This window comes from Kitasatospora sp. NPDC059599 (assembly GCF_042735125.1).
Taxonomy (GTDB): Bacteria; Actinomycetota; Actinomycetes; order Streptomycetales; family Streptomycetaceae; genus Kitasatospora.
Genome location: NZ_JBHWCL010000065.1, coordinates 26,914 through 47,676 on the forward strand (window position 1 = coordinate 26,914; position 20,763 = coordinate 47,676).

Annotated in this window: 22 protein-coding genes, 1 pseudogene and 1 riboswitch; of the genes and pseudogenes, 10 read left to right on the forward strand and 13 right to left on the reverse strand. The window is 73.1% G+C overall.

What is annotated here, in order from left to right:
• Positions 1 to 146: 146 nt before the first annotated feature.
• Complete coding sequence (locus ACFV04_RS22765) at positions 147 to 509, forward strand: ATP-binding protein (RefSeq protein ID WP_380531618.1); 363 nt, start codon at positions 147 to 149, stop codon at positions 507 to 509.
• Positions 506 to 757, forward strand: a complete 252-nt coding sequence (locus ACFV04_RS22770; RefSeq protein ID WP_380348178.1) for a hypothetical protein — start codon at positions 506 to 508, stop codon at positions 755 to 757. The genes ACFV04_RS22765 and ACFV04_RS22770 overlap by 4 nt, the downstream gene beginning before the upstream one ends.
• Before the next feature lie 98 nt (positions 758 to 855).
• On the opposite strand, the gene ACFV04_RS22775 is transcribed toward ACFV04_RS22770, so the two are convergent.
• From ACFV04_RS22775 to hisC, 5 genes are all read right to left on the reverse strand, one after another.
• The gene (locus ACFV04_RS22775; protein ID WP_380531621.1) at positions 856 to 1,524 is read right to left on the reverse strand and encodes a hypothetical protein; all 669 of its coding nucleotides are present in this window, start codon (positions 1,522 to 1,524) and stop codon (positions 856 to 858) included.
• 12 nt (positions 1,525 to 1,536) lie between these two features.
• Positions 1,537 to 2,751: an ABC transporter permease gene (locus ACFV04_RS22780; protein WP_380348174.1), complete on the reverse strand. Its 1,215-nt coding sequence runs from the start codon at positions 2,749 to 2,751 to the stop codon at positions 1,537 to 1,539.
• Positions 2,748 to 3,551 (reverse strand): ABC transporter ATP-binding protein, encoded by an 804-nt coding sequence (locus ACFV04_RS22785; RefSeq protein WP_360258692.1) that lies wholly within the window; start codon positions 3,549 to 3,551, stop codon positions 2,748 to 2,750. Before ACFV04_RS22785 ends, ACFV04_RS22780 begins: the two co-directional genes overlap by 4 nt.
• A gap of 2 nt (positions 3,552 to 3,553) precedes the next feature.
• On the reverse strand, positions 3,554 to 4,933 hold the full coding sequence (locus ACFV04_RS22790) for an efflux RND transporter periplasmic adaptor subunit (protein ID WP_380531626.1): 1,380 nt from the start codon (positions 4,931 to 4,933) through the stop codon (positions 3,554 to 3,556).
• Between the two features lie 372 nt (positions 4,934 to 5,305).
• Complete coding sequence (gene hisC / locus ACFV04_RS22795) at positions 5,306 to 6,385, reverse strand: histidinol-phosphate transaminase (protein WP_380531629.1); 1,080 nt, start codon at positions 6,383 to 6,385, stop codon at positions 5,306 to 5,308.
• Between the two features lie 346 nt (positions 6,386 to 6,731).
• Between hisC and ACFV04_RS22800 the strand changes: the two genes are divergently transcribed.
• The 3 genes from ACFV04_RS22800 to ACFV04_RS22810 all read left to right on the forward strand — a co-directional run bounded on the left by ACFV04_RS22800 (position 6,732) and on the right by ACFV04_RS22810 (position 10,703).
• Entirely contained in the window at positions 6,732 to 7,889 is a 1,158-nt protein-coding gene (locus ACFV04_RS22800) for a LacI family DNA-binding transcriptional regulator (RefSeq protein WP_355668971.1), read from the forward strand.
• 283 nt (positions 7,890 to 8,172) lie between these two features.
• Positions 8,173 to 9,519 (forward strand): metallophosphoesterase, encoded by a 1,347-nt coding sequence (locus tag ACFV04_RS22805; RefSeq protein WP_380348166.1) that lies wholly within the window; start codon positions 8,173 to 8,175, stop codon positions 9,517 to 9,519.
• A 239-nt stretch (positions 9,520 to 9,758) separates the two neighbouring features.
• Positions 9,759 to 10,703, forward strand: coding sequence for a hypothetical protein (locus ACFV04_RS22810; protein WP_380531633.1), 945 nt, complete (start codon positions 9,759 to 9,761; stop codon positions 10,701 to 10,703).
• Here the strand turns inward: ACFV04_RS22810 and ACFV04_RS22815 are convergent.
• A complete protein-coding gene (locus tag ACFV04_RS22815; RefSeq protein ID WP_380348162.1) occupies positions 10,661 to 11,176 on the reverse strand; it encodes a hypothetical protein in 516 nt (171 codons plus the stop codon). The genes ACFV04_RS22810 and ACFV04_RS22815 overlap by 43 nt on opposite strands.
• Positions 11,177 to 11,560: 384 nt before the next feature.
• On the opposite strand from ACFV04_RS22815, the gene ACFV04_RS22820 reads away from it, so the two are divergent.
• Positions 11,561 to 13,039, forward strand: coding sequence for an alpha/beta hydrolase family protein (locus tag ACFV04_RS22820; RefSeq protein WP_380531636.1), 1,479 nt, complete (start codon positions 11,561 to 11,563; stop codon positions 13,037 to 13,039).
• 49 nt (positions 13,040 to 13,088) lie between these two features.
• Here ACFV04_RS22820 and ACFV04_RS22825 read toward each other — a convergent pair whose 3' ends face one another.
• Positions 13,089 to 13,343, reverse strand: a complete 255-nt coding sequence (locus ACFV04_RS22825) for a hypothetical protein (protein ID WP_380531646.1) — start codon at positions 13,341 to 13,343, stop codon at positions 13,089 to 13,091.
• A gap of 151 nt (positions 13,344 to 13,494) precedes the next feature.
• Positions 13,495 to 14,031 (reverse strand): annotated as a pseudogene (locus tag ACFV04_RS22830) (LysR family transcriptional regulator); the annotation flags it as partial.
• Between the two features lie 148 nt (positions 14,032 to 14,179).
• Between ACFV04_RS22830 and ACFV04_RS22835 the strand changes: the two are divergent.
• Together ACFV04_RS22835 and ACFV04_RS22840 are read left to right on the forward strand one after the other, a co-directional pair.
• Complete coding sequence (locus ACFV04_RS22835) at positions 14,180 to 14,764, forward strand: dihydrofolate reductase family protein (RefSeq protein WP_380348156.1); 585 nt, start codon at positions 14,180 to 14,182, stop codon at positions 14,762 to 14,764.
• A 44-nt stretch (positions 14,765 to 14,808) separates the two neighbouring features.
• The gene (locus tag ACFV04_RS22840; protein WP_380348154.1) at positions 14,809 to 15,195 is read left to right on the forward strand and encodes a VOC family protein; all 387 of its coding nucleotides are present in this window, start codon (positions 14,809 to 14,811) and stop codon (positions 15,193 to 15,195) included.
• A 134-nt stretch (positions 15,196 to 15,329) separates the two neighbouring features.
• On the opposite strand, the gene ACFV04_RS22845 is transcribed toward ACFV04_RS22840, so the two are convergent.
• The gene (locus ACFV04_RS22845; protein ID WP_380348152.1) at positions 15,330 to 15,779 is read right to left on the reverse strand and encodes a DUF5994 family protein; all 450 of its coding nucleotides are present in this window, start codon (positions 15,777 to 15,779) and stop codon (positions 15,330 to 15,332) included.
• Positions 15,780 to 16,055: 276 nt separating this feature from the next.
• On the opposite strand from ACFV04_RS22845, the gene ACFV04_RS22850 reads away from it, so the two are divergent.
• The gene (locus tag ACFV04_RS22850) at positions 16,056 to 16,481 is read left to right on the forward strand and encodes a CBS domain-containing protein (protein ID WP_380348150.1); all 426 of its coding nucleotides are present in this window, start codon (positions 16,056 to 16,058) and stop codon (positions 16,479 to 16,481) included.
• 168 nt (positions 16,482 to 16,649) lie between these two features.
• Here the strand turns inward: ACFV04_RS22850 and thiC are convergent, their stop codons facing one another.
• From thiC to ACFV04_RS22870, 4 genes are all read right to left on the reverse strand, one after another.
• On the reverse strand, positions 16,650 to 18,464 hold the full coding sequence (gene thiC / locus ACFV04_RS22855) for a phosphomethylpyrimidine synthase ThiC (protein ID WP_380346670.1): 1,815 nt from the start codon (positions 18,462 to 18,464) through the stop codon (positions 16,650 to 16,652).
• A riboswitch (TPP riboswitch) is annotated at positions 18,459 to 18,594 on the reverse strand. (Overlaps the previous gene by 6 nt.)
• Before the next feature lie 182 nt (positions 18,595 to 18,776).
• Positions 18,777 to 18,977 (reverse strand): DUF5326 family protein, encoded by a 201-nt coding sequence (locus ACFV04_RS22860; protein WP_380346671.1) that lies wholly within the window; start codon positions 18,975 to 18,977, stop codon positions 18,777 to 18,779.
• 227 nt (positions 18,978 to 19,204) lie between these two features.
• Positions 19,205 to 19,873, reverse strand: a complete 669-nt coding sequence (gene tenA, locus ACFV04_RS22865; protein ID WP_380346672.1) for a thiaminase II — start codon at positions 19,871 to 19,873, stop codon at positions 19,205 to 19,207.
• 23 nt (positions 19,874 to 19,896) lie between these two features.
• Positions 19,897 to 20,214: a cupin domain-containing protein gene (locus ACFV04_RS22870; protein ID WP_360258866.1), complete on the reverse strand. Its 318-nt coding sequence runs from the start codon at positions 20,212 to 20,214 to the stop codon at positions 19,897 to 19,899.
• Between the two features lie 108 nt (positions 20,215 to 20,322).
• On the opposite strand from ACFV04_RS22870, the gene ACFV04_RS22875 reads away from it, so the two are divergent.
• Entirely contained in the window at positions 20,323 to 20,703 is a 381-nt protein-coding gene (locus ACFV04_RS22875; protein ID WP_360258743.1) for a phage holin family protein, read from the forward strand.
• Positions 20,704 to 20,763: the final 60 nt, after the last annotated feature.

The following is a 20,763-nucleotide window of genomic DNA, read 5'->3' on the forward strand; positions in this document are numbered from 1 at the left end:
GGGTCATCCCAGATCGATCCGATGGATCGTCAGAATACCCTCCGAACAGGGCAGTAGGCGCCTGCTGCCCTCCCGCCGAAGAGCAACCAGTCCCTGGCCTGGCTCACGGCTGCCCCCTCCCACACCACAGCCTCGCGGAGGTTCCCGTGTGCACCCGTAACACCCCCTCGCTCACCCTCAGCCGCCAGGCGCTCCGGGACGTCCTGGTCCGCGCCGCCTGGGACCCCGAGACCGTCTTCAACGCCGAACTCGCCCTCGCCGAGCTGATCGTCAACGCCTGGCGGCACGGCGGCACCCCCGCGCCCGTCGTCTACTTCTCCCTCCTCGGCCACACCCTGCGGGTCTGTGTCGCCGACGAGAGCGACGCGCTCCCCCAGGAGCGGTGCTCCGCCCCCACGGCCGAGTCCGGGCGGGGTCTCCAGCTGGTCTCCGGGCTCACCCACCGGTGGGGCGTCGACCCGCAGAAGCGCGGCAAGACGGTCTGGTACGAGCTGGACTCCGCCGCGTGAGCCGCCCGCCCGTCGCGCCGGACGACCCCCGGATGCACGACTACACCGCGCCGCAGATCACCGCGCTGCTCGGTGAGCTGCACCGGCGGGGCCTGCGGTACGGCCTCCTCTGGGGTTCGGCCTCGGCCGGGGAGAGCACCCTCGACGGGCGTCTGCTCGTCGACTTCGGCAACGCGCCCGTGAGCACCCTCCTCAACCTCCTCCACCTCCTGCGCGACACCGACCGGAACGCGGCGTGGGAGCAGTGATGCCGCGCCCCCGGAGCGGCGAACCGCGCTGAGCACGTGCGAAGGCCCTCGCCCAGGGAAGGGGCGAGGGCCTCGCGGTTCGTCCGACAGGCTCCGGGTCAGCCGCCGGACGGGTTCCGGTTGCCGCCGGCCGCACCTCCGCCGAAGCCTCCTCCGCCGAAGCCGCCGGCGGCGTTGCCTTCGACGAGCTGACTGGCGGTGTAGCCACCATTGGCGTCGGGGGTGCCGACGACGGTCACGCTCTGGCCGGGCTGCAGGTCGGTGACCTTGCCGTCCTTGTTGAGCTGGACCTTCGTCGCGTCGCCGGTGGTGACCTTGACGGTGTTGCCATTGGAGTCTGTCAGGTACACGACGTTGCCGTCCACGGCTTTCACGGTGCCCCGGGCGAAGCCGGGCTGTCCGCCCTGCCCCTGCCCCTGCCCGCCGCCCTGGCCCCTACGGCCCGAGCCGTTCTGCCCGGCTCCGCCCTGTCCGGCGCCGGCCTGCCCGTACCCGCCGCCCGCTGCGGGGCGCTGAGCGCCGGCCGCCGCGGCCGGCCGGGAGGACTTCCCGGCGGGGGAACCGTTGTTCTGCTCGTACCAGACGCCGCCCGCGAACGCGCCGGTGGCGATCACGCCGCCGGCCAGCACCAGGCTGATCCAGGGCAGCTTCCGGCGCGGCGGCGCGGCCAGTTCGCCGCTGACGTCGCGGGCGTCCGGCGGGGTGGAGAGCAGGGCGACCTGCTCGGCCTGGGTACTGCTGACCGTGGCGATCTCGTTGCTGCTCATGGGTGTGGAGTCCTACTCGTGCCGGAGGGCGTCGATCGGCCGCAGCGAGGCGGCCCGGTTGGCGGGGTAGCTGCCGAAGAACAGCCCGATGGCGACGGCGATGCCGAACGCTCCGAGCACGGATTCGGGGATCACGACCGGCTTGATGCCGACGATGCTGAAGTGCGAGCCGACCATGCCGGCCGCCACGCCCAACCCCGCTCCGATCACCGACAGCAGCGTCGACTCGGTCAGGAACTGCCCGAGGATCACGGCGCGCGGGGCGCCGAGCGCCTTGCGGATGCCGATCTCCCGGGTCCGCTCGGTCACCGTCACCAGCATGATGTTGGTGATCCCGATCCCGCCGACGAGCAGCGAGATCGCCGCCACCGCGCCGAGCAGCACGGTGAAGGTCTTGGTGGTGCTCTCCCTCGCCGTGAGCAGCGAGGCCTGGTTGGTGATCCGGAAGTCGGCCTTGGACGGGTCGCTGATCGAGTGCGCCGCGAGCAGGACCCGGGTGATCTCCGACTGGGCCGCCGTGGTGGTGTCCGCCGAGGCGGCCTGCACCAGGATCTGGTTGACCGCGCCGAAGCCCGTGAAGGCGTTCTGCACGGTCGGCAGCGGGGCGATCACCACGTCGTCCGGGTCGGTGAAGCCGCTGCCGCCCTTGGCCTGCAGCACGCCGACCACGGTGAACGGGGTGCCGCCGAGGACGATCTGCTTGCCGACCGGGTCCTCGGTGTCGAACAGCTGCTTGGCCGTGGTGGCGCCGAGCACGGCGACCTTGCGCGAGCCGAGCACGTCGTCGTTGGTGAAGTACTCGCCCTTCGCGACCTTCTGGTTGGAGGTCTCGAAGTACGCCGGGTAGGTGCCGACGATCGAGCCCGGGCTGTACGAGATGTTGCCGTACAGCGCCGTCCCGCTGGTCGTGACGACCGGGGCCACCGACTTGATCGCGGCGGAGGCGCCGGCGTCGCTCGCCAGCGCCTTGGCGTCCGCGACCGTGAGCTTCTTCACCGAGGAGGCCGCCCGGGCGCCGCCGGCCGCCGAACCGGAGCTGACGGTCAGCGAGTTGGTGCCGAGCGAGGTGATCGAGTCCTTGACCGCGACCGACGAGCCGTTGCCGACCGCCAGCAGCAGGATGACCGAGGCGACGCCGATCAGCACGCCGAGCATGGTGAGCGCCGAGCGCACCTTGTTGGCGGCCAGGCCGCCGACCGCGAAGCGGAGTGTCTGCCAGAGGATCACGCGGGCACTCCCAGGTCGTGGAGGGCAGGTGGCGGCCCCTCCACCGGGGCCTGCCGGATGTCGCTGACGATCTGCCCGTCGACGAGGCGCAGCACCCGCTTGGCGTGCCGGGCGACCTCGTCCTCGTGGGTGATCAGGACGACCGTGCGGCCGGTGGCGTTGAGCCCGTCGATCAGGCCCAGCACCTCCTCCGTCGAGCGGCTGTCGAGGTTGCCGGTCGGCTCGTCGGCGAGCAGCATCGCGGGCGCGGTGACCAGTGCCCGCGCCACCGCGACGCGCTGCTGCTGGCCGCCGGAGAGCTCGTTGGGCTTGTGCCCGGACCGCTCGCCGAGGCCGACCAGGGAGAGCGCGGCCAGCGCCCGGCGGCGGCGCTCGGAGGCCCGCACGCCGGCGTAGGCGAGCGGCAGCTCGACCTGGGAGAGGGCGGTGGTGCGCGGGATCAGGTTGAAGGACTGGAAGACGAAGCCGATCTTGCGGTTGCGCACCAGGGAGAGCTGCTGCTCGTCGAGGTGACCGACGTCGACGCCGTCCAGCAGGTAGCGGCCGGAGGTCGGGACGTCGAGGCAGCCGAGGATGTTCATCAGGGTGGACTTGCCGGAGCCCGAGCTGCCCATCACGGCGACGAAGTCGCCCTGTTCGATGTCCAGGCTGACGCCCTGGGGCTCGCCGGTCTCCGGGTCGTCCGGGCCGCGCAGCGCGTGCACGGTGGCGTCGCCGTGCCCGTACGACTTGGTGAGCCGGCGGATCCGGATCACCGGCACGGGCGTCGCGGGGACGCGCTTGTCGATGACGTGACGCATGCTCAGCCTCGACCGCCCCGGCCGCCGCCCGCTCCGCCGCCACCGCCGCCGCCCGTGCCGCCGGGGAAGACCCCGCCGCCCGCGCCGTTGCCGCCCCGGCCGTTGCCGCCGGCGCCCGGGAAGGAGCCGTTCGGGAAGCCGTTGGTGCCGCTGGTGGTGGGGAGTTCGACCTTGTCGCCCTCCTTGAGACCGGAGACCACCTGCACCGTGCTGTCGCCCTCGACGCCGACGCCGACGTCGACCCGCTCGGAGCTGCCGTCCTCGTGCAGGACGGTCGCGGTGCGGGAGGTGCCGGTGCCCGACAGGGCGGCGGTGGGCAGCGAGAGCGCGTTGTCGGCCTCGCCGGTGATCACCTGGACGGTGGCGCTGAGGCCGGTGCGCAGCGTGCTGGTGTCGCCGGTCAGCTGCAGCGTCGCCGAGTACTGGACGGCGGAGGAGCCGGCCGCGCCGCCGGAGCCGCTGCTGCTGGGCAGCGAACTGATCGACAGGACGGTCGCGTTGAGCTTGGTCTCGGACTGCGCGTTCAGCGCGACGGTGGCCGCTTCGCCCTTCTTCAGCTTGAGCGAGTCGAGCTCGGAGAAGTTCGCGGTGACCTGCATGCCGGTCGGGTTGGTGAGCACGATGAAGCCGCTGGGTGCGCTCGAACCCGTGCTGGTGCCGGTCGACTTGGTGGAGGATCCGGAGCCGGTGGAGCCGGAGGCGGTCGCCCCGACGGTGTCGCCGACCTTGTTCGAGATCGAGGCGACCGTGCCGTCCACCGTGGCGGTCAGGGTGGTCCCGGCCAGCGCCGCCTGGGCGTTGGAGAGGCTGGTCTGCGCGGTGGCGACCTGCTGCTGGGCCTGGGCCACGGCCGCGTCGTCGACCTTGGTGGTGGTGATGGTGGTGGTCTGCGGGGCGGGCGTACTGCTCCCGCCCGCCCCGCGTCCGCCACCGCTGCTGCCCGATGCCCCGCTCGTCGCGCCGGGCAGCGGCTCGGTGGTCGTGGTGGTGACCCCGGCCTGCGCCTTGGTGAGGTTGGCGTTGGCCGTGGTGAGGGCCACCCGGGCCGCGTCCACCTGCTGCTGGGCCGCTGTGGTGTCGACGGTGGCGAGCACCTGGCCCTTCTTGACGGCGTCCCCGACCGCGACCTTGACCGCGGTGAGCTTGCCGCCCGTGGTGAAATCCTGGGCCGCGTCGGTGGGAGACACCAGGGTGCCGGTTCCGGACACGGTGGCCAGGACCGTTCCCTTGGCGACCGTCGCCGTACGGGCGGTGGGCTTGGCCGAAGCCGGGCCGGAGCTTCCGCTGACCGTGGAGTACACCAGGGCCGCACCGCCCAGCAGGGCCACGCCCAGCGCGGAGTTGACGAGGACGGCACCGCGCCGCCGTGGGAGCACCTTCATGCCGGACAGCTTCGCGGGGACCTCTTGCGTCGCCCTGGGCGCCGGCTGGGAGAAGACTGACCGGTCGGATCCGGGCATGCCGGACATACCATCCTCCCCGTGCCGCCCGCTTGGCCGCTCCGTGGCCGACCGTTGGCCGAACTCCCAGCAGGCTCCCAGCGATCCACAGCCATCCGGGAGCGAGCCGGGAGCGAGCCGCGCCCGCACCGGCCCCCGCGCCGGGCGCCCGCACCGGTCCCCGAGCCGGCCCCCGAGCCGGCCCCCGCGCCCGGCGGACGGAGCACCGGGGCGCCGGGGCGCCGCTCGGGAACGCCACAGGGGCGCGCCGACGACCGGCGCGCCCCTGCGACTGTCAGCAGCTCAGGACGGGTTTCAGAGCGTCTTGCGGAACGCCTCCGCCACCGACAGGAAGATCGAGTTGCCCTCGGTCTCGCCGATCGACACCCGCACGCCCTCCGGGAACGGCCGCACCATCACGCCCGCCTCGGTGCACGCGGCGGCGAAGTCCGCCGAGCGCTCGCCCAGCCCGAGCCAGACGAAGTTGGCCTGCGAGTCCGGGATCTCCCAGCCCTGGGCGCGCAGCCCGGCGACCACCCGGTCACGCTCCCCGACCAGCGCGTCGACCCGCTCCAGCAGGGCCTCCTCGGCGCGCAGCGAGGCGACGGCGGCGTTCTGGGCGAGCTGGTTCACGCCGAACGGGACGGCGGTCTTGCGCAGCGCGGCCGCGACCGGCTCGTGCGCGACGGCGAAGCCGACCCGCATGCCCGCCAGGCCGTACGCCTTGGAGAAGGTGCGCAGGACGCAGACGTTGGGGCGGTCGCGGTAGAGGTCGATGCCGTTGGGCACCTCGGCGTCGCGGATGAACTCGATGTAGGCCTCGTCCACGACCACCAGGACGTCGCCGGGGACGGCGTCCAGGAAGCGCTCCAGCTCGGCGCGGTGGATCACGTTGCCGGTCGGGTTGTTGGGGTTGCAGACGAAGACCAGCCGGGTGTTCGGGGTGATCGCCGCGAGCATCGCGTCCAGGTCGTGGTCACCGCCCGCGGTGAGCGGCACCGGGACGGGGGTGGCACCGGCGATCTGGGTGATGATCGGGTAGGCCTCGAAGGAGCGCCAGGCGAAGATCACCTCGTCGCCCGGGCCGGCCGTGGCGAGGATCAGCGACTGGGCGACGCCGACCGAGCCGGTGCCGGTGGCGATGTGCTCGGCGGGCACGCCGAAGCGCTCGGCGAGCACCTCGGTGAGCTCGGTGACGCCCATGTCGGGGTAGCGGTTGAGCGAGCCGGCCGCCTTGACCGCCGCCTCCAGCACGCCCGGCAGCGGGTCGTACGGGTTCTCGTTCGAGGACAGCTTGTAGGCGTCGGCGCCGGCCGGCTTGCCGGGCTTGTAGGTGGGGATGCCGTCCAGGGTCGGCCGCAGCCGCGGGCCCTGCGCTGACGTACCACTGCTCACGGTCGTACTCCGTTTCCAGAAGTTGCACAACTGTCCGGTGCGCTCGCCCGTCACGGACGGGGTCGCCCCCCGTGCCCGGGATCTCCTGACGCGCCCGGACCACCCCGGTCGGGTGCCTTGCACGATACCGAGCGCCCTCACCCGTAGGAGTGAGATGCCCGGACGGGCTACCGGTGCAGATCAGCCATTCTGCCCGGTTCCTTTGGCACATGTCAGAGGTAAGAGGCCAGGTTTCGGGAGGGTATCGAAGGGGCGCACCCCGGCTCACTCGTGGAGAAACGTATCTCCGAAGGCTCCCGATGCGCCGGTCACAGACCCTTGTCAGGAGCCATACGATCGGTCCGCCATGACAGCAGCAGCCAACCAGAGCGGTCGGCGACCCACCACCTCAAGGCGCCTGGAGCGGGCCGGCATCCGGGATGTGGCGGCAGCCGCCGGAGTGTCGATCACCACCGTCTCCGACGCGCTGAACGGTAAGGGCCGCCTGCCCGACGAAACCCGCAGCCGGGTGCGCGAAGTCGCAGAGCGCCTCGGCTACCGCCCCTCGGCCGCGGCCCGCACCCTGCGCACCGGACGGTCCGGCCTGATCGGGCTGACCGTCACGACCTACGGAGAAGAACCCTTCACCTTCACCGAGTTCGCGTACTTCGCCGAAATGGCCCGGGCCGCCACCAGCGCCGCACTCGGCCGCGGGTACGCCCTGGTGGTGCTGCCCGCCTCCTCGCGCCACGACGTCTGGGGCAACATCGCCCTGGACGGCACCGTGGTCATCGACCCGCCCGACCAGGACCCGCTGGTGAGCGAGCTCTACCGGTCCGGCGTCCCGGTCGTCAGCGACGGCAAACCGGGCAACTGCCCGGTCACCGCCTGGGTCGACAACGACCACGAGGCCGCCGTGCTCGGCATCCTCGACCACCTCTCCGAAGCCGGCGCCCGCCGGATCGGCCTCCTCACCGGCACCAGCACCGACACCTACACCCGCCTCTCCACCGAGGCCTACCTCGGCTGGTGCGCCAAGGTCGGGCAGGAACCGGTGTACGAGGCCTACCCGGCGCACGACCCGGCGGCCGGCGCGGTCGCCGCCGACCGGCTGCTCGCCCGCCCCGACCGGCCGGACGCCGTCTACGGACTGTTCGACCCCAACGGGACCGACCTGCTCGCCGCCGCCCGCCGCTACGGCCTGCGGGTACCCGACGACCTGCTGCTGGTCTGCTGCAGCGAGAGCGACGTCTACGCCGCCACCGAACCGCCGATCACCACGCTCTCGCTCAAGCCGCGCAAGATCGGCACCACCGTGGTCAACCTGCTCATCGACGCCATCGAGGGCGTGGACTCCGGGACGGGCGTCGACATCGCGCGGCTCTTCCCGCCCCGCTTCCGCACCGCCGGCACCGGACCGCCCCCGGGCACCCTGATGCCGACCGAGCTGATCGTCCGCGCGTCCTCCCAACGCCGGAGCCCGCGCACCACCGTCAGCCCGCCCCGCCCCCCGGGCGAGGTCTAGACCGTTGCCGCCGACCGGCGTCGACGGGGCGTCCGCCGGGACGCCCACGGGACGCCGGACCGGCCCCCACCCGGCCGCGTCCGGACCCCGATCCGACCCCGATCCGACCCCGGTCGGACACCGACCGGAGCCGGGCGAGCACGAAAGACGCCCGGCCAGAGCTGACCAGACCACACCGAGCCAGGACAAAACGGACCACGAAGGGCCGCCCGGCTGACGCTCCGGAGGATTGGATGCCCACCAGGTGACGACGGCGGGAGAGTGGTCTTCCTATGATGGGCGAATGACACCCGAGGACCGCTTCCCCGGGCCCGAGCACCCCCACTCGGGCCCCCGCCACCAGCCGGACCTCGACGTGCTGCCCTACGGCACCTATTACGAACCCGAGCCCGCCCAGGGCTACCAGGGCACCCCCTACGACGCCGAGACGTACAGCGGCTACGGCGGCGCCCGCTACCTCGAACAGCACTGGCACACCGACGGCCAGGGCCACACCGTGCACGCCCAGGGCCACGGCGCGGGCGACTCCCAGGACCAGGCACCGGTGTTCGCCCACCAGGACCACCCCGGCTACGAGGGCCAGGAGCACCCCGGCTACGACGGCCAGGACCACGGCACCTACGAGGGCCGGGACCACGCGGCCTACGACGACACCAGCGGCTACGACGACCGCGCCGGCTACGAGCCGACCCTCCCCGACCAGCCCTCCCCGGCCCTGCAGCTCGCCGGCCGCGACGACCCGCCGACCATCGAACTCGGCCCGCCGCTGCCCGACCCGGCCGCCCCGACCTACCCGTACCCGGCACCCGGCCCCGGCGAGCCGCCCGGCCCGGTCTACGTCGTCGGCGACGTGCACGGCTACCTGGAGGAGCTCCGCGCCGAACTCCACCACCAAGGCCTGATCGACGCCGACGGCCACTGGTCCGCCGGCCGCGCCCGGATCTGGTTCCTCGGCGACTTCACCGACCGCGGCCCCGACGGCATCGGCGTCATCGACCTGGTCATGCAGCTCGCCGCCGAGGCCGCCGCGGCCGGCGGCTACTGCCGCGCCCTGATGGGCAATCACGAACTGCTCTTCCTCGGCGCCGCCAGGTACGGCGACGAGCCGGTCCAGTCCACCGCCGGCACCGCCTCCTTCCTGGCCGCCTGGCGGCTCAACGGCGGCCAGCAGAACGACCTGGACCGCCTGGAAGCGCACCACATCAGCTGGCTGTCCCGGCTCCCCGCCATCGCGCTGGAGGACGACCACCTGCTGCTGCACTCCGACACCACCGCGTACCTGGAGTACGGCGAGTCCATCCCCGACGTCAACGACGCCGTGCACGGACTGCTCGCCGACGGCACCGTGGACGAGTGGTGGGACTGCTTCCGCCGCTTCACCAAGCGCTTCGCCTTCCGCGGCGACGCCGGGCCGACGGCCGTCCACGAGCTGCTGGACACCTACGGCGGCCGCCGGATCGTGCACGGGCACAGCCCGATCCCGTACCTCACCGGCGCGGTGCACGCGGACGACGGCCAGCCCCCGCACATCCCCGGACCGTACGTGTACGCGGACGACCTCGCGGTGGCGATGGACGGCGGCGTGACCATGGAAGGGCGCCTGCTGGTCGCCCGACTGCCCATCAACTAGCGCCCCGGCCAAGCCCCTCCGTCGAACGGCAGTTCCCGGCGCCCGGGCCGTCGCACGCGCGCGGCCCGGGGCGCGAAATTCCGGAAACCGACTGTCAGCCCGGGCGCCCCCGCCCCTACCATGAGGCACACCACACCCGGCCGCCCGTCCGGCGGCCCGCCTCCGCACCCGTTCCGGCGCCCCGAGGGCGCCCGCGCCCCCGGGACGGAACGAACGGGGTCCGCACGAACGGGGTCCCCATGTCCGACAACCCCCCGCCACTGCTCGCCGAGGACCGCCCGGAGTACGAGCGCCTCCTCGCCGAAGCCCTGCGCGACCGCACCGTCCTCACCGCCCTGCGCGCCCCCGGCGCGCTCACCACCGACCAGCTGCGGATCCGCGCGCTGCGCGACGCCGACGGCGTCAACGCCGCGGCCGCCATCGAGTACGCGCACTACGCCCGGCTCCGCGAGAGCCTGCGCACCACACCCCCACCGCCGCCCGGCACCGAGCCCACCGCCCCCGGCCTGCTCACCCAGCTGCGCTCCGCGAACGGCGGCGCCGGGCTCTTCCCCGTCCTCACCGTGCTCACCCCGATCCTGGCCTGGACCGCCGCCGTCCTCCTGCTGCTGATCGGCTACCTGCTGCGCGCCGCCGACCCGGACCTCGCCCTCGCCCGCTCCCTCGTCACCGCCGGCTGGGTCGCACTCGCCGCCGGGGTCGCCGCGATGGCCATCGGCATCGTCGGCCTGCTGCTCACCGCCATACGCGACGGCGCCTCCGCGGCCCCGGCCGGCACCGACCCCGAGCTCGCCGCCGAACTCGCCGACGCCCGCGCCGAATGGCGCGCCGCCCTGCGCGACCGCGGCCTGCTGCCCTACCTGCACGCCGCACTCCCGCCCGTGCCCGGCAACTCCGGCAGCGCCGGAGGCACCGACGCCGGCAGGGGCGGCAGGGGCAGCGGTGAAGGGGCAGCCGACGGGCCCGGCACCGGCGCGGATCCCGGCCCCGCCGAAGGACCCGACTTCAGCAGCCCCGACTTCAGCAGCCCGGGCTACACCTCCCCCTCCTTCACCAGCCCTGGCCCCGACGGCCTGACCGACCCCGAGGGCCGCACCACCCGCCCCGCCGCGTTCACCACCCCGGACTTCACCGGCCCCGGCTACACCCCGCCCGCCTTCACCGGGCCCGACGACGTCACCTGAACCGCCGTCAACCCGGCGGCGGCACCGCCCGACCGCCGCGCACCGTCGCCGAGCAGCCTCGCGGTCAGCGCTCCCTGGCCGCGCGCGATCCACCGCACCGGCCAGCGCAGCAGCACGTAGAGGCACAGACCCCAGCCCGCCGCGTGCACCGCCCAGACGCCGGCCATGGTCGGGCCGCCCCACGCCTGGTGGTAGTCCGTGTCCAGGTACCAGACCGGGTAGCCGAAGTTCCGAACCGAGTTGAACAGCGCGTACCCCACCAGGACGAACGCCGCCGCGTCCAGCGGCAACCCGAACAGCACCCGGCCCAGCACCCGGCCACCGGTCCAGCCCGAGCCGCCGGACACCCGCCCCTGCCACCGGGCGGCCCGCCGGGGCTGCCCGGCCAGCACCAGTGCCGCCCCCGCCACCCCGGTCGGCAGCGCCAGGAAGGCGCCTGCGGCGGTGACGGCATGACGGCGGATCGCGGACATTCTCGGGCTCCTCACCCTCGTGCGGCTGATGGCCCCACACTCCCGTGCCACCGCCCGCCCGGTCGTCACACCGCGGAGCCGGATCCGCCGTCATACCCCGGTACTACGGCTTCCGCTTCCGCCCGTCCGTCAGCGCCCGCAACTCGGGAGGGCGGCCGGCCGAACGCGCGGCCGCAGCCACGCAGTCGCCCTGATCCGCTCGGACATCCCGTCCGCTCGGACATCCCGTCCGCTCGGACCGACTCCGCGTCTGCCGACCCGTCAGTTCGCCCCACCCCTGGGGTTTTCCCCACCCGTGACGCGGGGGCGGCCACCATCGCCCGACCACCCCGTGCCCGGCCAGGCTGGACCCCGACGAGAACACCGGCACGGGGGAGGACCGCGATGAGCACCGGACGCCACGGACCACTGCGCACCGCACGCCACGGACCACTGCGCACCGCACCGACGACACCGCTGATCACCGTGCTCCTGGCAGCCCTGGCCGTCCTGCTCCCCGGGGCCGGACGGGCCGCCGCCGAGCCCGGTCCGGCCGAGCCGGTCGGCACCGTGGTCGAGTTCACCGGCGCCGGCGGCACCGTCCTGCACGGCCTGGTGCTGGCACCGCCCACGGCGGCGGCCGGCACCCGCGGCCCCGGACTGGTCATGATCCCCGGAGCGGGCCCGGGCCCGCTCGGCGACCTGCGGCCCGCCGCCGAGGCCTACGCCCGGCGCGGCATCACCACCCTGGTCTTCGACAAGCGCACCGACGGCTACTCGATGACCCACCGCGACTACGGGCAGCTCGCCGACGACGCCCTCGCCGCCCTCCGGCTGCTGCGCTCCCGGCCGGAGGTCGAACCCGACCGGGTCGGCCTGTGGGGCCTCTCCGAGGGCGCCTGGGTGGTCTCGCTCGCCGCCACCCGCTCCGACGACGTGGCGTACCTGGTCACCGTCGGCGCGGCCGGGCTCACCCCGGGCCGCCAGCAGTCCTGGGCGTACGACGGCTACCTGCGCCACGACGGCATCTCCGGCTCACTGCGCACCGCCCTGCCGGACACCTCGATCCGCGTGCTCGGCGCCGCCGGGATCTTCCCCGAGGCCGACTACGACCCGGTACCGGTCTGGGAGCGGGTCCACCAGCCCGTCCTCGCCGAATGGGGCACCCTCGACCGCGAGGCCGCCCCCGAGGAGAGCGCCACGATCATCCGGCAGGCCCTCGACCGCGCCGGCAACACCCACTACACGCTGCGGACGGTCCCCGACGTCCGGCACAACCTGCACGTCACCCACGACGACGGGTACGACCGGCCCGACCGGCTGCCGCCGGACTACGCCGACGCCGAGGCCGCCTGGGTCCGGGGGCTCGCCACCGCGCTCCCCACCGCCTCCGCCGACCCGCCCCCGCACCAGACCACCCACAGCCACGCGCTCGCCCCGGTGCGCTGGTACGAGTCCGCCTGGTCCGAGGCCGTCGCCACCCTGCTCTGTCTGACCGGCTTCGCGGGCTACGCACTGACCGGCGCCGTCCGCCGGATCCGCCGCCGCCCGCGCTCCACCGCCCTGCCCCGCGCCGCCCGCTGGGCGGCCGTCACCGGCACCGCCGGGCTGGTGGGCGGGCTCGGCTACCTGCTCTTCCTGATGGTCACGGCCGCGATGTACCCCGGCCCGGTGCTGCTCGGCCGACCGGTGGTCTGGCTGGCGGTGCAGCTGCTCGCCCTGACCGCCGTCGGCTCGGCCGCCGTCGCCGCCGGCACCGCCCTGCGGCGACGGACCGCCCTCGCCACCGCCCCCGTCCTCGACCGGGCCCGGCTCGGCGCGCTGCTGCTCGCCGCCGCGGTGTTCGTCCCCTGGGCCCTGTCCTGGGGACTCCTGCTGCCATGATTCCTGCTGCCATGACTCCTCCCGCGGTCCCCCGCCCCGCAGCGGTCGGTCAGCCCGTCGCCACGACGCACGACGGCGGCGCCCCGCCCGTCGCCCCGCCGCCCGCCGGCCCGGCGGCGTCCGCCGCCGCGCGGACGAACGCCAGCACCCGGGCCGTCGAGTTGCCCTCCCGCCAGATCGGGCCGCGTTCGATCGGGGGCGCGTCGTGGATCGGCACGTAGGCGACGTCCGGGCGGGGGTAGTAGCGGCGGGAGTGCTCGCCGACCGGCAGGACGCCGCGACCCATCGCGACCAGGCTGAGCATCTCGGAGAACGTCCTGCCGGACGGTCCCCTGGGCACCGGCCGGCCGGCCGGCCGGGGTGTGGTCGGGGGTGCGGTCCCGCTTGAAGGTCACCGAGGTGACCTCCGGGTACTGCACCACCGGGTGGTCGGCCAGCACCTCGATCGACACCGACCGCTCCGCGGCCAGCGGATGCCCCGCGGCCACCGCCAGCACCCGCTGCTCGGTCAGCAGCACCGGACCGCGGGCCATGCCGTCGAACGGGTAGGAGGCGATCAGCACGTCGATCGAGCCGTCCACCAGGCTCGCCCGGGAGTTGGAAAGCTGGACCTCCCGAACGTCGACCCGGCAGTCGGGGTGCCGCTCGCCGAACAGCGCGACCGCCCTGAGCAGCACCGGCGCCGTCCACTCCCCGAGGAAGGCCACCCGCAGCTCCCCGGTGACCCCCCGGCTGGCGTCCTCCGCCCGGCGCAGGGCCGCCGCCATCGCCTCCACCACCGGCGTCAGGTCGTCAGCCAACTGCCGTCCCACGGGGGTGAGTCGGACCGATCGACTGGTGCGCTCGAAGAGCGGGCCGCCGATCCGGCGCTCCAGCTTCTTCACCACCTGGCTCACCCGCCCGGTGGTCAGGTGCAGGCGTTCGGCGGTCCGGCCGAAGTGCAGTTCCTCCACGAGCGCGAGGAAGACCTCGACCTCCAGCCGCTCCAGCATCCGCCCCACCCCTCGATCGTTGAATCCTGCTCAACGATCGTACGTCCATCGTGCGTTGATGACGCATCCGCTCCGGAGGATCGTAGAACCCGTCACCGACCGCGTGGAACGGCCCGCGGCGACTCCACCACCACGCACGGAGCACCCCATGACCAGCGCCGCCGCCGCAACCCCCGCCGCCACCGCGACCGGCACCACCGAGCGCCGGATCACCGCCGGCCTCTTCATCTCCCTCGACGGCGTCGTCGAAGCCCCCGAGACCTGGCACTTCCCCTACCTGAACGAGGAGATGGGCGCCGTCGTCGGCGGCCTCGCCGCCGCGGCCGACACCCTGCTGCTCGGCCGGCGCACCTACGAGACCTTCGCCGCCACCTGGCCCCACCAGACCGGCGACATGGCCGACGCCCTCAACGCCGTCCGCAAGCTGGTCGTGTCCACCACGCTCACCGAGCCCGAGTGGAACAACTCCACCGTCCTCGACGGCGACCTCGTCGCCGAACTGACCGAACTCAAGCGGCAGCCGGGCCGCGACATCAGCGTCACCGGCAGCATCATGCTCACCCGGTCCCTGCTGCGCGCCGGCCTGATCGACGACCTCCACCTGCTCGTCCACCCGGTCGTCCTGGGCTCCGGCATCCGCCTCTTCACCGAGCAGGACCGCATCCCGCTGCGGCTCGCCCACTCGGCCACCTTCCGCACCGGCGTGGTCCACCTGCACTACCAGCAGGCCTGATCTCCCACCCGCCCCTCCCCCTCGCACACCAAAGGACACCCACCATGCGCGTCGTAGCCTTCGACCACCTCGTCCTCAACGTCTCGGACGTCGAGCGCTCCCTGGCCTTCTACTCCGGCCTGCTGGGCCTGGAGCCGGTCCGCGTCGACGAATGGCGCGCCGGCAAGGTGTCCTTCCCCTCCGTCCGCGTCACGCCCGAGACCATCATCGACCTGACCGACCGCCCCCGGCAGGAGTCCAACGTCGACCACATCTGCCTCACCGTCGAACCCCTCGACTGGCAGGAGGTCATCGACGCCGGCACCTTCACCGTCCTCGAAGGCCCCGTCCCCCGCTACGGTGCCCGCGGCACCGCCACCTCGGTCTACGTCCAGGACCCCGACGGCAACACCGTCGAACTCCGCTGGTACCCGCAGGACGCCGCCCACTGAGCCCGGGTGCCGCCCCGGCCCCACGGGGGTGGATCGGGGCGGCACCCGTCCGTCCGTCGGACGGACGGACAGAAGCGAGGACCTCGACGTCGCGCCTCGCCGCGGATCCGGCCGGGCGTGACGACGAACGCCGGTCAGCCGAGCAGGAGTTCCGCCGCGGGGGTGTGGTTCCCGGTCACGGAAGCGCCGGCCATCGCCGAGGCGGCCGTCGCCGGGTCGGTGCCGGGCGGCACCACCAGCAGGAGGAAGTGGTCCTGGAGGCCCCGGGTGACGCTGATCGTGGCGTCGCTGCCGGTGAACCAGTTGATCCTGATCGTCAGGCCGTTCGCGTCGACGGACCGGGGCACACCGTCCCAGGCCGAGGTGTCGAGGCCGACCCGCTGGATGCGCCCGAAGTGCGCGCCGAGCGCGGTGATCAGGTCCGGCAGTTCGGCGAGAACCCGGTTCGAGCGGGGCCACCAGGCGCCGTCGAAGACGCCCTCCCGCGACATCGTCGGCTCCAGCTCCAGGCGCGGCAGCAGCGGGGCACCGGCCACCGTCCACGGTCCGGCGGAGGAGGGAATGGGAAGGGGGATCGGCATCATGCGAAGCCGCCCGTCCGGTCCACGAGGGACCCGTCATGACCCAGGGCGACGTCGACGCTGACGCCGGTGTGCGGAACGTCCTCGGTTGCTACCCACGGTACTCCGCGGCAGGTCTCCCCGGGCCGGGCACCACAGGAGTCGGCCCGGGCACCACCGGAGTAGGGTCGTAGGCATCCAGGGCATCCCGCATTCCGGTCCCCGTTCCGGCTTCGTTCTGGGTGAAGGACAGCCCGGCAGCCCCCCGGCGGGCAGTCGGAGACGGGAACGGTGAGCACGGTGACCACCTACTCCCCGCAGCAGGCACGGCCCCGCCACGGCCTCACGGTCGCCGACGCCATGGACCCCTGCGACTACCAGATAGCCGACGACAACACCGTCGGCCAGGCCAACGACGTCCTCCGCGGCGCCGACATCGAGTTCCTGCTCGTCCGCGACCACGACGGCCGGTGCGAGGGGCTGGTCACCCGCACCGGACTCCACCCGTTCCTGGCCCGCTCCTCGGACAGCGAGCTGACCGCGATCGGTTCCACCTCGCACCAGCGCGGCCCGTTCGCCTGGCCGACCATGGGCCTGGCCCTGGCCGCGATCGCGATGCAGATCAAGCACCTGGCGGTCTGGCCCGTCGTCGACGAGGACGGCTACATCCTCGGTGTGCTCACCGCGGACCGCGCCACCGGCCTGCTCGCCGCCGAGCCCGTGTGACCCGCGACCGCCCCGCCGCCCCCGCTCCGGGAAGCCCGTCCGGCTCCCGGAGCAGGTCGGCGATGCGCGGCGAAGACGACACCTCGGGCCCCAGCAGGCGGGTGGCGAAACCGCGGAACGCCGCCCCGGGAGGCGAAGGCTCTCGGGGCGGCGCCACGGTCGGGTGCGTCAGTCCGCCAGCGGCAGGTAGACGCGGTTGCCGTGCTCCGCGAACTCGGCCGACTTCTCGGCCATGCCGGCGAGTGCCTCGGCGTCGTAGCCGGAGGCCACGGCCGTCGCGCCGTCGCCGTGTTCGTCGCGGATCTTCTGGGAGATCTTCATCGAGCAGAACTTCGGGCCGCACATGGAGCAGAAGTGGGCCGTCTTGGCGGGTTCGGCGGGGAGGGTCTCGTCGTGGAAGTCGCGGGCGGTCTCCGGGTCGAGGGCCAGGTTGAACTGGTCCTCCCAGCGGAACTCGAAGCGGGCGTCGGAGAGGGCGTCGTCCCACGCCTGGGCGCCGGGGTGGCCCTTGGCGAGGTCGGCGGCGTGGGCGGCGATCTTGTAGGTGATCACGCCGGTCTTGACGTCGTCGCGGTTGGGCAGGCCCAGGTGCTCCTTGGGCGTGACGTAGCAGAGCATCGCGGTGCCCCACCAGGCGATCATCGCGGCGCCGATGCCCGAGGTGATGTGGTCGTAGCCGGGGGCGACGTCGGTGGTCAGCGGGCCGAGGGTGTAGAACGGCGCCTCGTCGCAGATCTCCTTCTGGAGATCCATGTTCTCCTTGATCTTGTGCATCGGGACGTGGCCCGGGCCCTCGATCATCACCTGGACGTCGCGTTCGCGGGCGATCCGGCCGAGCTCGCCGAGGGTCTGCAGCTCGGCGAACTGCGCCTCGTCGTTGGCGTCGGCGATCGAGCCGGGGCGCAGGCCGTCACCGAGCGAGAAGGTGACGTCGTAGGAGGCGAGGATGTCGCAGAGTTCCTCGAAGTTGGTGTAGAGGAAGTTCTCCTGGTGGTGCGCCAGGCACCAGGCCGCCATGATCGACCCGCCGCGCGAGACGATGCCGGTCTTGCGGCGGGCGGTGAGCGGGACGTAGCGCAGCAGCACGCCGGCGTGGACGGTCATGTAGTCGACGCCCTGCTCGCACTGCTCGACGATGGTGTCCCGGTAGACCTCCCAGCTCAGCTCCTCGGCCTTGCCGTCGACCTTCTCCAGCGCCTGGTAGAGCGGCACGGTGCCGATCGGCACGGGGGAGTTGCGCAGGATCCACTCGCGGGTGGTGTGGATGTTGCGGCCGGTGGAGAGGTCCATGACGGTGTCGGCACCCCAGCGGGTGGCCCAGGTCATCTTCTCCACCTCCTCCTCGATCGAGGAGGTGACGGCCGAGTTGCCGATGTTGGCGTTGATCTTCACCAGGAAGTTGGTGCCGATGACGGCCGGCTCCACCTCCGGGTGGTTCACGTTCACCGGGATGACGGCCCGTCCGCGGGCCACCTCGGCGCGCACGAACTCGGGCTCCAGGCCCTCGCGCAGCGCCACGAACTCCATCTCCGGCGTCACCACGCCCCGCTTGGCGTAGGCGAGTTGGGTGACGGCCGTACCGCCGCGACCGCGCAGCGGGCGGCGCGGACGGCCGGGGAAGACGGCGTCCAGGTTGCGCAGGTTCCCGCCGCGCGGCGCGGTGTGCTTGATGCCGTCGTCCTCGGGGCGCGGCTCGCGGCCGTCGTACTCCTCGACGTCGCCGCGCTGGCGGATCCAGGGGTCGCGCAGCGCGGGCAGGCCACGCCGCACGTCGGGCTCGTACGCCGGGTCGGTGTACGGGCCGGAGGTGTCGTACAGCGGGACGGACCTGCCGTTGGTGAGCCGCACCTCGCGGTACGGGACCCGCAGGTCGGGGCGGGATCCCTCGCGGTAGGCCTTGCTCCAGGCCGGCGTCGGGTAGCCGGTGCGCTCGCTGCTGGGGGCGCTCCGGGCAGACTGCGGCTGTGCGTCGAACGTGGTCATCTGACCTCTACTCCCTACGCCGGCATTACCCGGTCCAGGTTCCTGCGGTCGACGCAGCCGTCGGTCCGTCCGTCGACGTCCCGGTCAGCGCCCTCTCAGCCCGGTGCTCCGAGCTCCCGCGTCGCAGGCGGTGTTGCCTGCACATGACGCCCAACACGGTAGCGAGCCGATTGCCGCAGGTCCAGAGCGGGTCCACGGCCCGGTCACCGCACGGTCATCGCGCGGTCACCGGCGCGGTCGTCGGCCGGGAACGGCCGAGGCCCGGCTCCCCGTGACGGGGACCGGGCCTCAGGGCGGCGATCGGGGAGGGCGTCAGCTCTTGGCGGCCTTCTTCACCAGGATCACCACGGCGGCCGCGATTCCGACGACCACGAGCAGCTTGAGCACGATGCTCAGCAGGGCACCGACCACGCCGAAGACGAAGGCGACGACGTTCCAGGCCAGCACCAGGACCAGCACCGGGATGACGATGTTGCGCACCCACGAGGGCAGCGACTTCCAGAGCTCAGCCATGTCCGTACCTCTTCTCCCCTCGGGTCGGCCGCCGTCCGGTGCCGCATCCCGCTTGCTTTCGATACTTCGATCGTACGGGGGCCCGAGTGCCGGAACGAGGGCCAACGGCCCGGAGAGAACCCCGAGATCACCCCGACCCCGACCCCCGGGAACACCCCCTGCGGGTCTACGGGGCGACCCCCTGGGAGACCCCCGCCGAACGGCCGGGGGAACGGCTGCGCCGCAGGTCAGACGGGCCAGCGCTCACCGCGCCAGGCGGCGTCCCAGAACATCCACTCGTAGCGCGAGGTGGTCACGAAGTGCTCGACCACCTTGCGGCGCTCGACCGGGGAGAGCTCCTCGCCCAGCCGGTCGGTGAGCGCCAGCACCCGGCGGACCACGGACTGGAACGCCTCGTCGCCGTAGGTCGCGATCCACTTGGCGTAGAGCGGGTCGGGGGAGCCCTGGGCGAGCAGCGCCCCGCCGACCCGGGCGTAGATCCAGTAGCAGGGCAGCACCGCGCCGACCGCCTCGGCGAAGGAGCCGCCGTAGACGGTGGCCAGCAGGTAGCTGGTGTAGGCCCGGGTGGTGGGCAGCACCGGTTCGGCGGCGGCCTGCTCGGCGGTGCCGCCGAAGGCGGTCAGGAACTCGGCGTGCATGCCCTGCTCAGCGGCCAGCGCGCCGACCGCGTCGTCGGCGAAGGCCCGGACGTCCTCCTCGCCGGGTGCCTTGGCGGCGCAGACGGCGAGGGCGCGGGCGTAGTCGCGCAGGTAGTGCGAGTCCTGGACGACGAAGTGGCGGAAGGCCTCGCGCGGCAGGGTGCCGTCGGTGAGGCCGGCGAGGAAGGGGTGGGCGAGGATCTCGGCGTAGACCGGCTCGATGGCCGCCCAGAGTTCTTCGGTGAGGCTGCGGGTCATGCGGACGACCCTAAGCGAGCGGCTCAGTCCTCCGGCGGCGAGAACACCACCAGCACCCGCAGTTCCTCGGTGACGTGGTGGAACCGGTGCGGGGTGCCGGCCGGGACGTACACCACCGTGCCGCGCCCGACCGTCGCGGTCTCGGCGCCGACCGTCAACTCGGCCCGGCCGCTGATCACCTGGTAGATCTCGTCCTGCTCGTGCGCGGTCTGCGGGTCGGTGTCACCGGGGGAGAGCGCGTAGAGCCCGGCGGACATCCGCGGTTCGCGCAGGAACCTCAGGTACGCGCCGTCGTTGGCCGCCCGCTCGGCGTCCAGTTCGTCCAGCCGGAACAGCTTCACCGTCGCCGTCCTCCCCTCGTCGTCCACCTCCGGGACCAGGGGCATTCAACACCAACCCGCCGTGTGGTGGTTCCGCCGGGACGGTGTTGCCTGCCACTCTTGGGCGGCATGAAGGGTTTCGTCATCAAGACACTGATCAACGCGGCCGCCATCTGGGTCGCCGCCTGGATCGTCAGCGGCATACAACTCGCCCAGGGCACGGCGGACTGGCAGCACAAGGCACTCACGGTGCTCGGCGTCGCGGTCGTCTTCGGCCTCGTCAACTGGCTGATCAAGCCGGTGGTCAAGCTGTTCTCGTTCCCGCTGTTCATCCTCACGCTGGGCCTGATCACCTTCGTGATCAACGCCCTGATGCTGATGCTGACCTCGTGGGCGTCGGGGAAGCTGGAACTGGACTTCCACGTGACCGGCTTCGGGGCCGCGCTGATCGGCTCGCTGATCATCAGCCTGGTGGCCTGGGGCCTGCACCTGGCCCTGGACGACGACTGACCGCGTCGTGCACACCCGGGCGAAGGGGCCCGCACCCGGTGGACCACCCGGGTGCGGGCC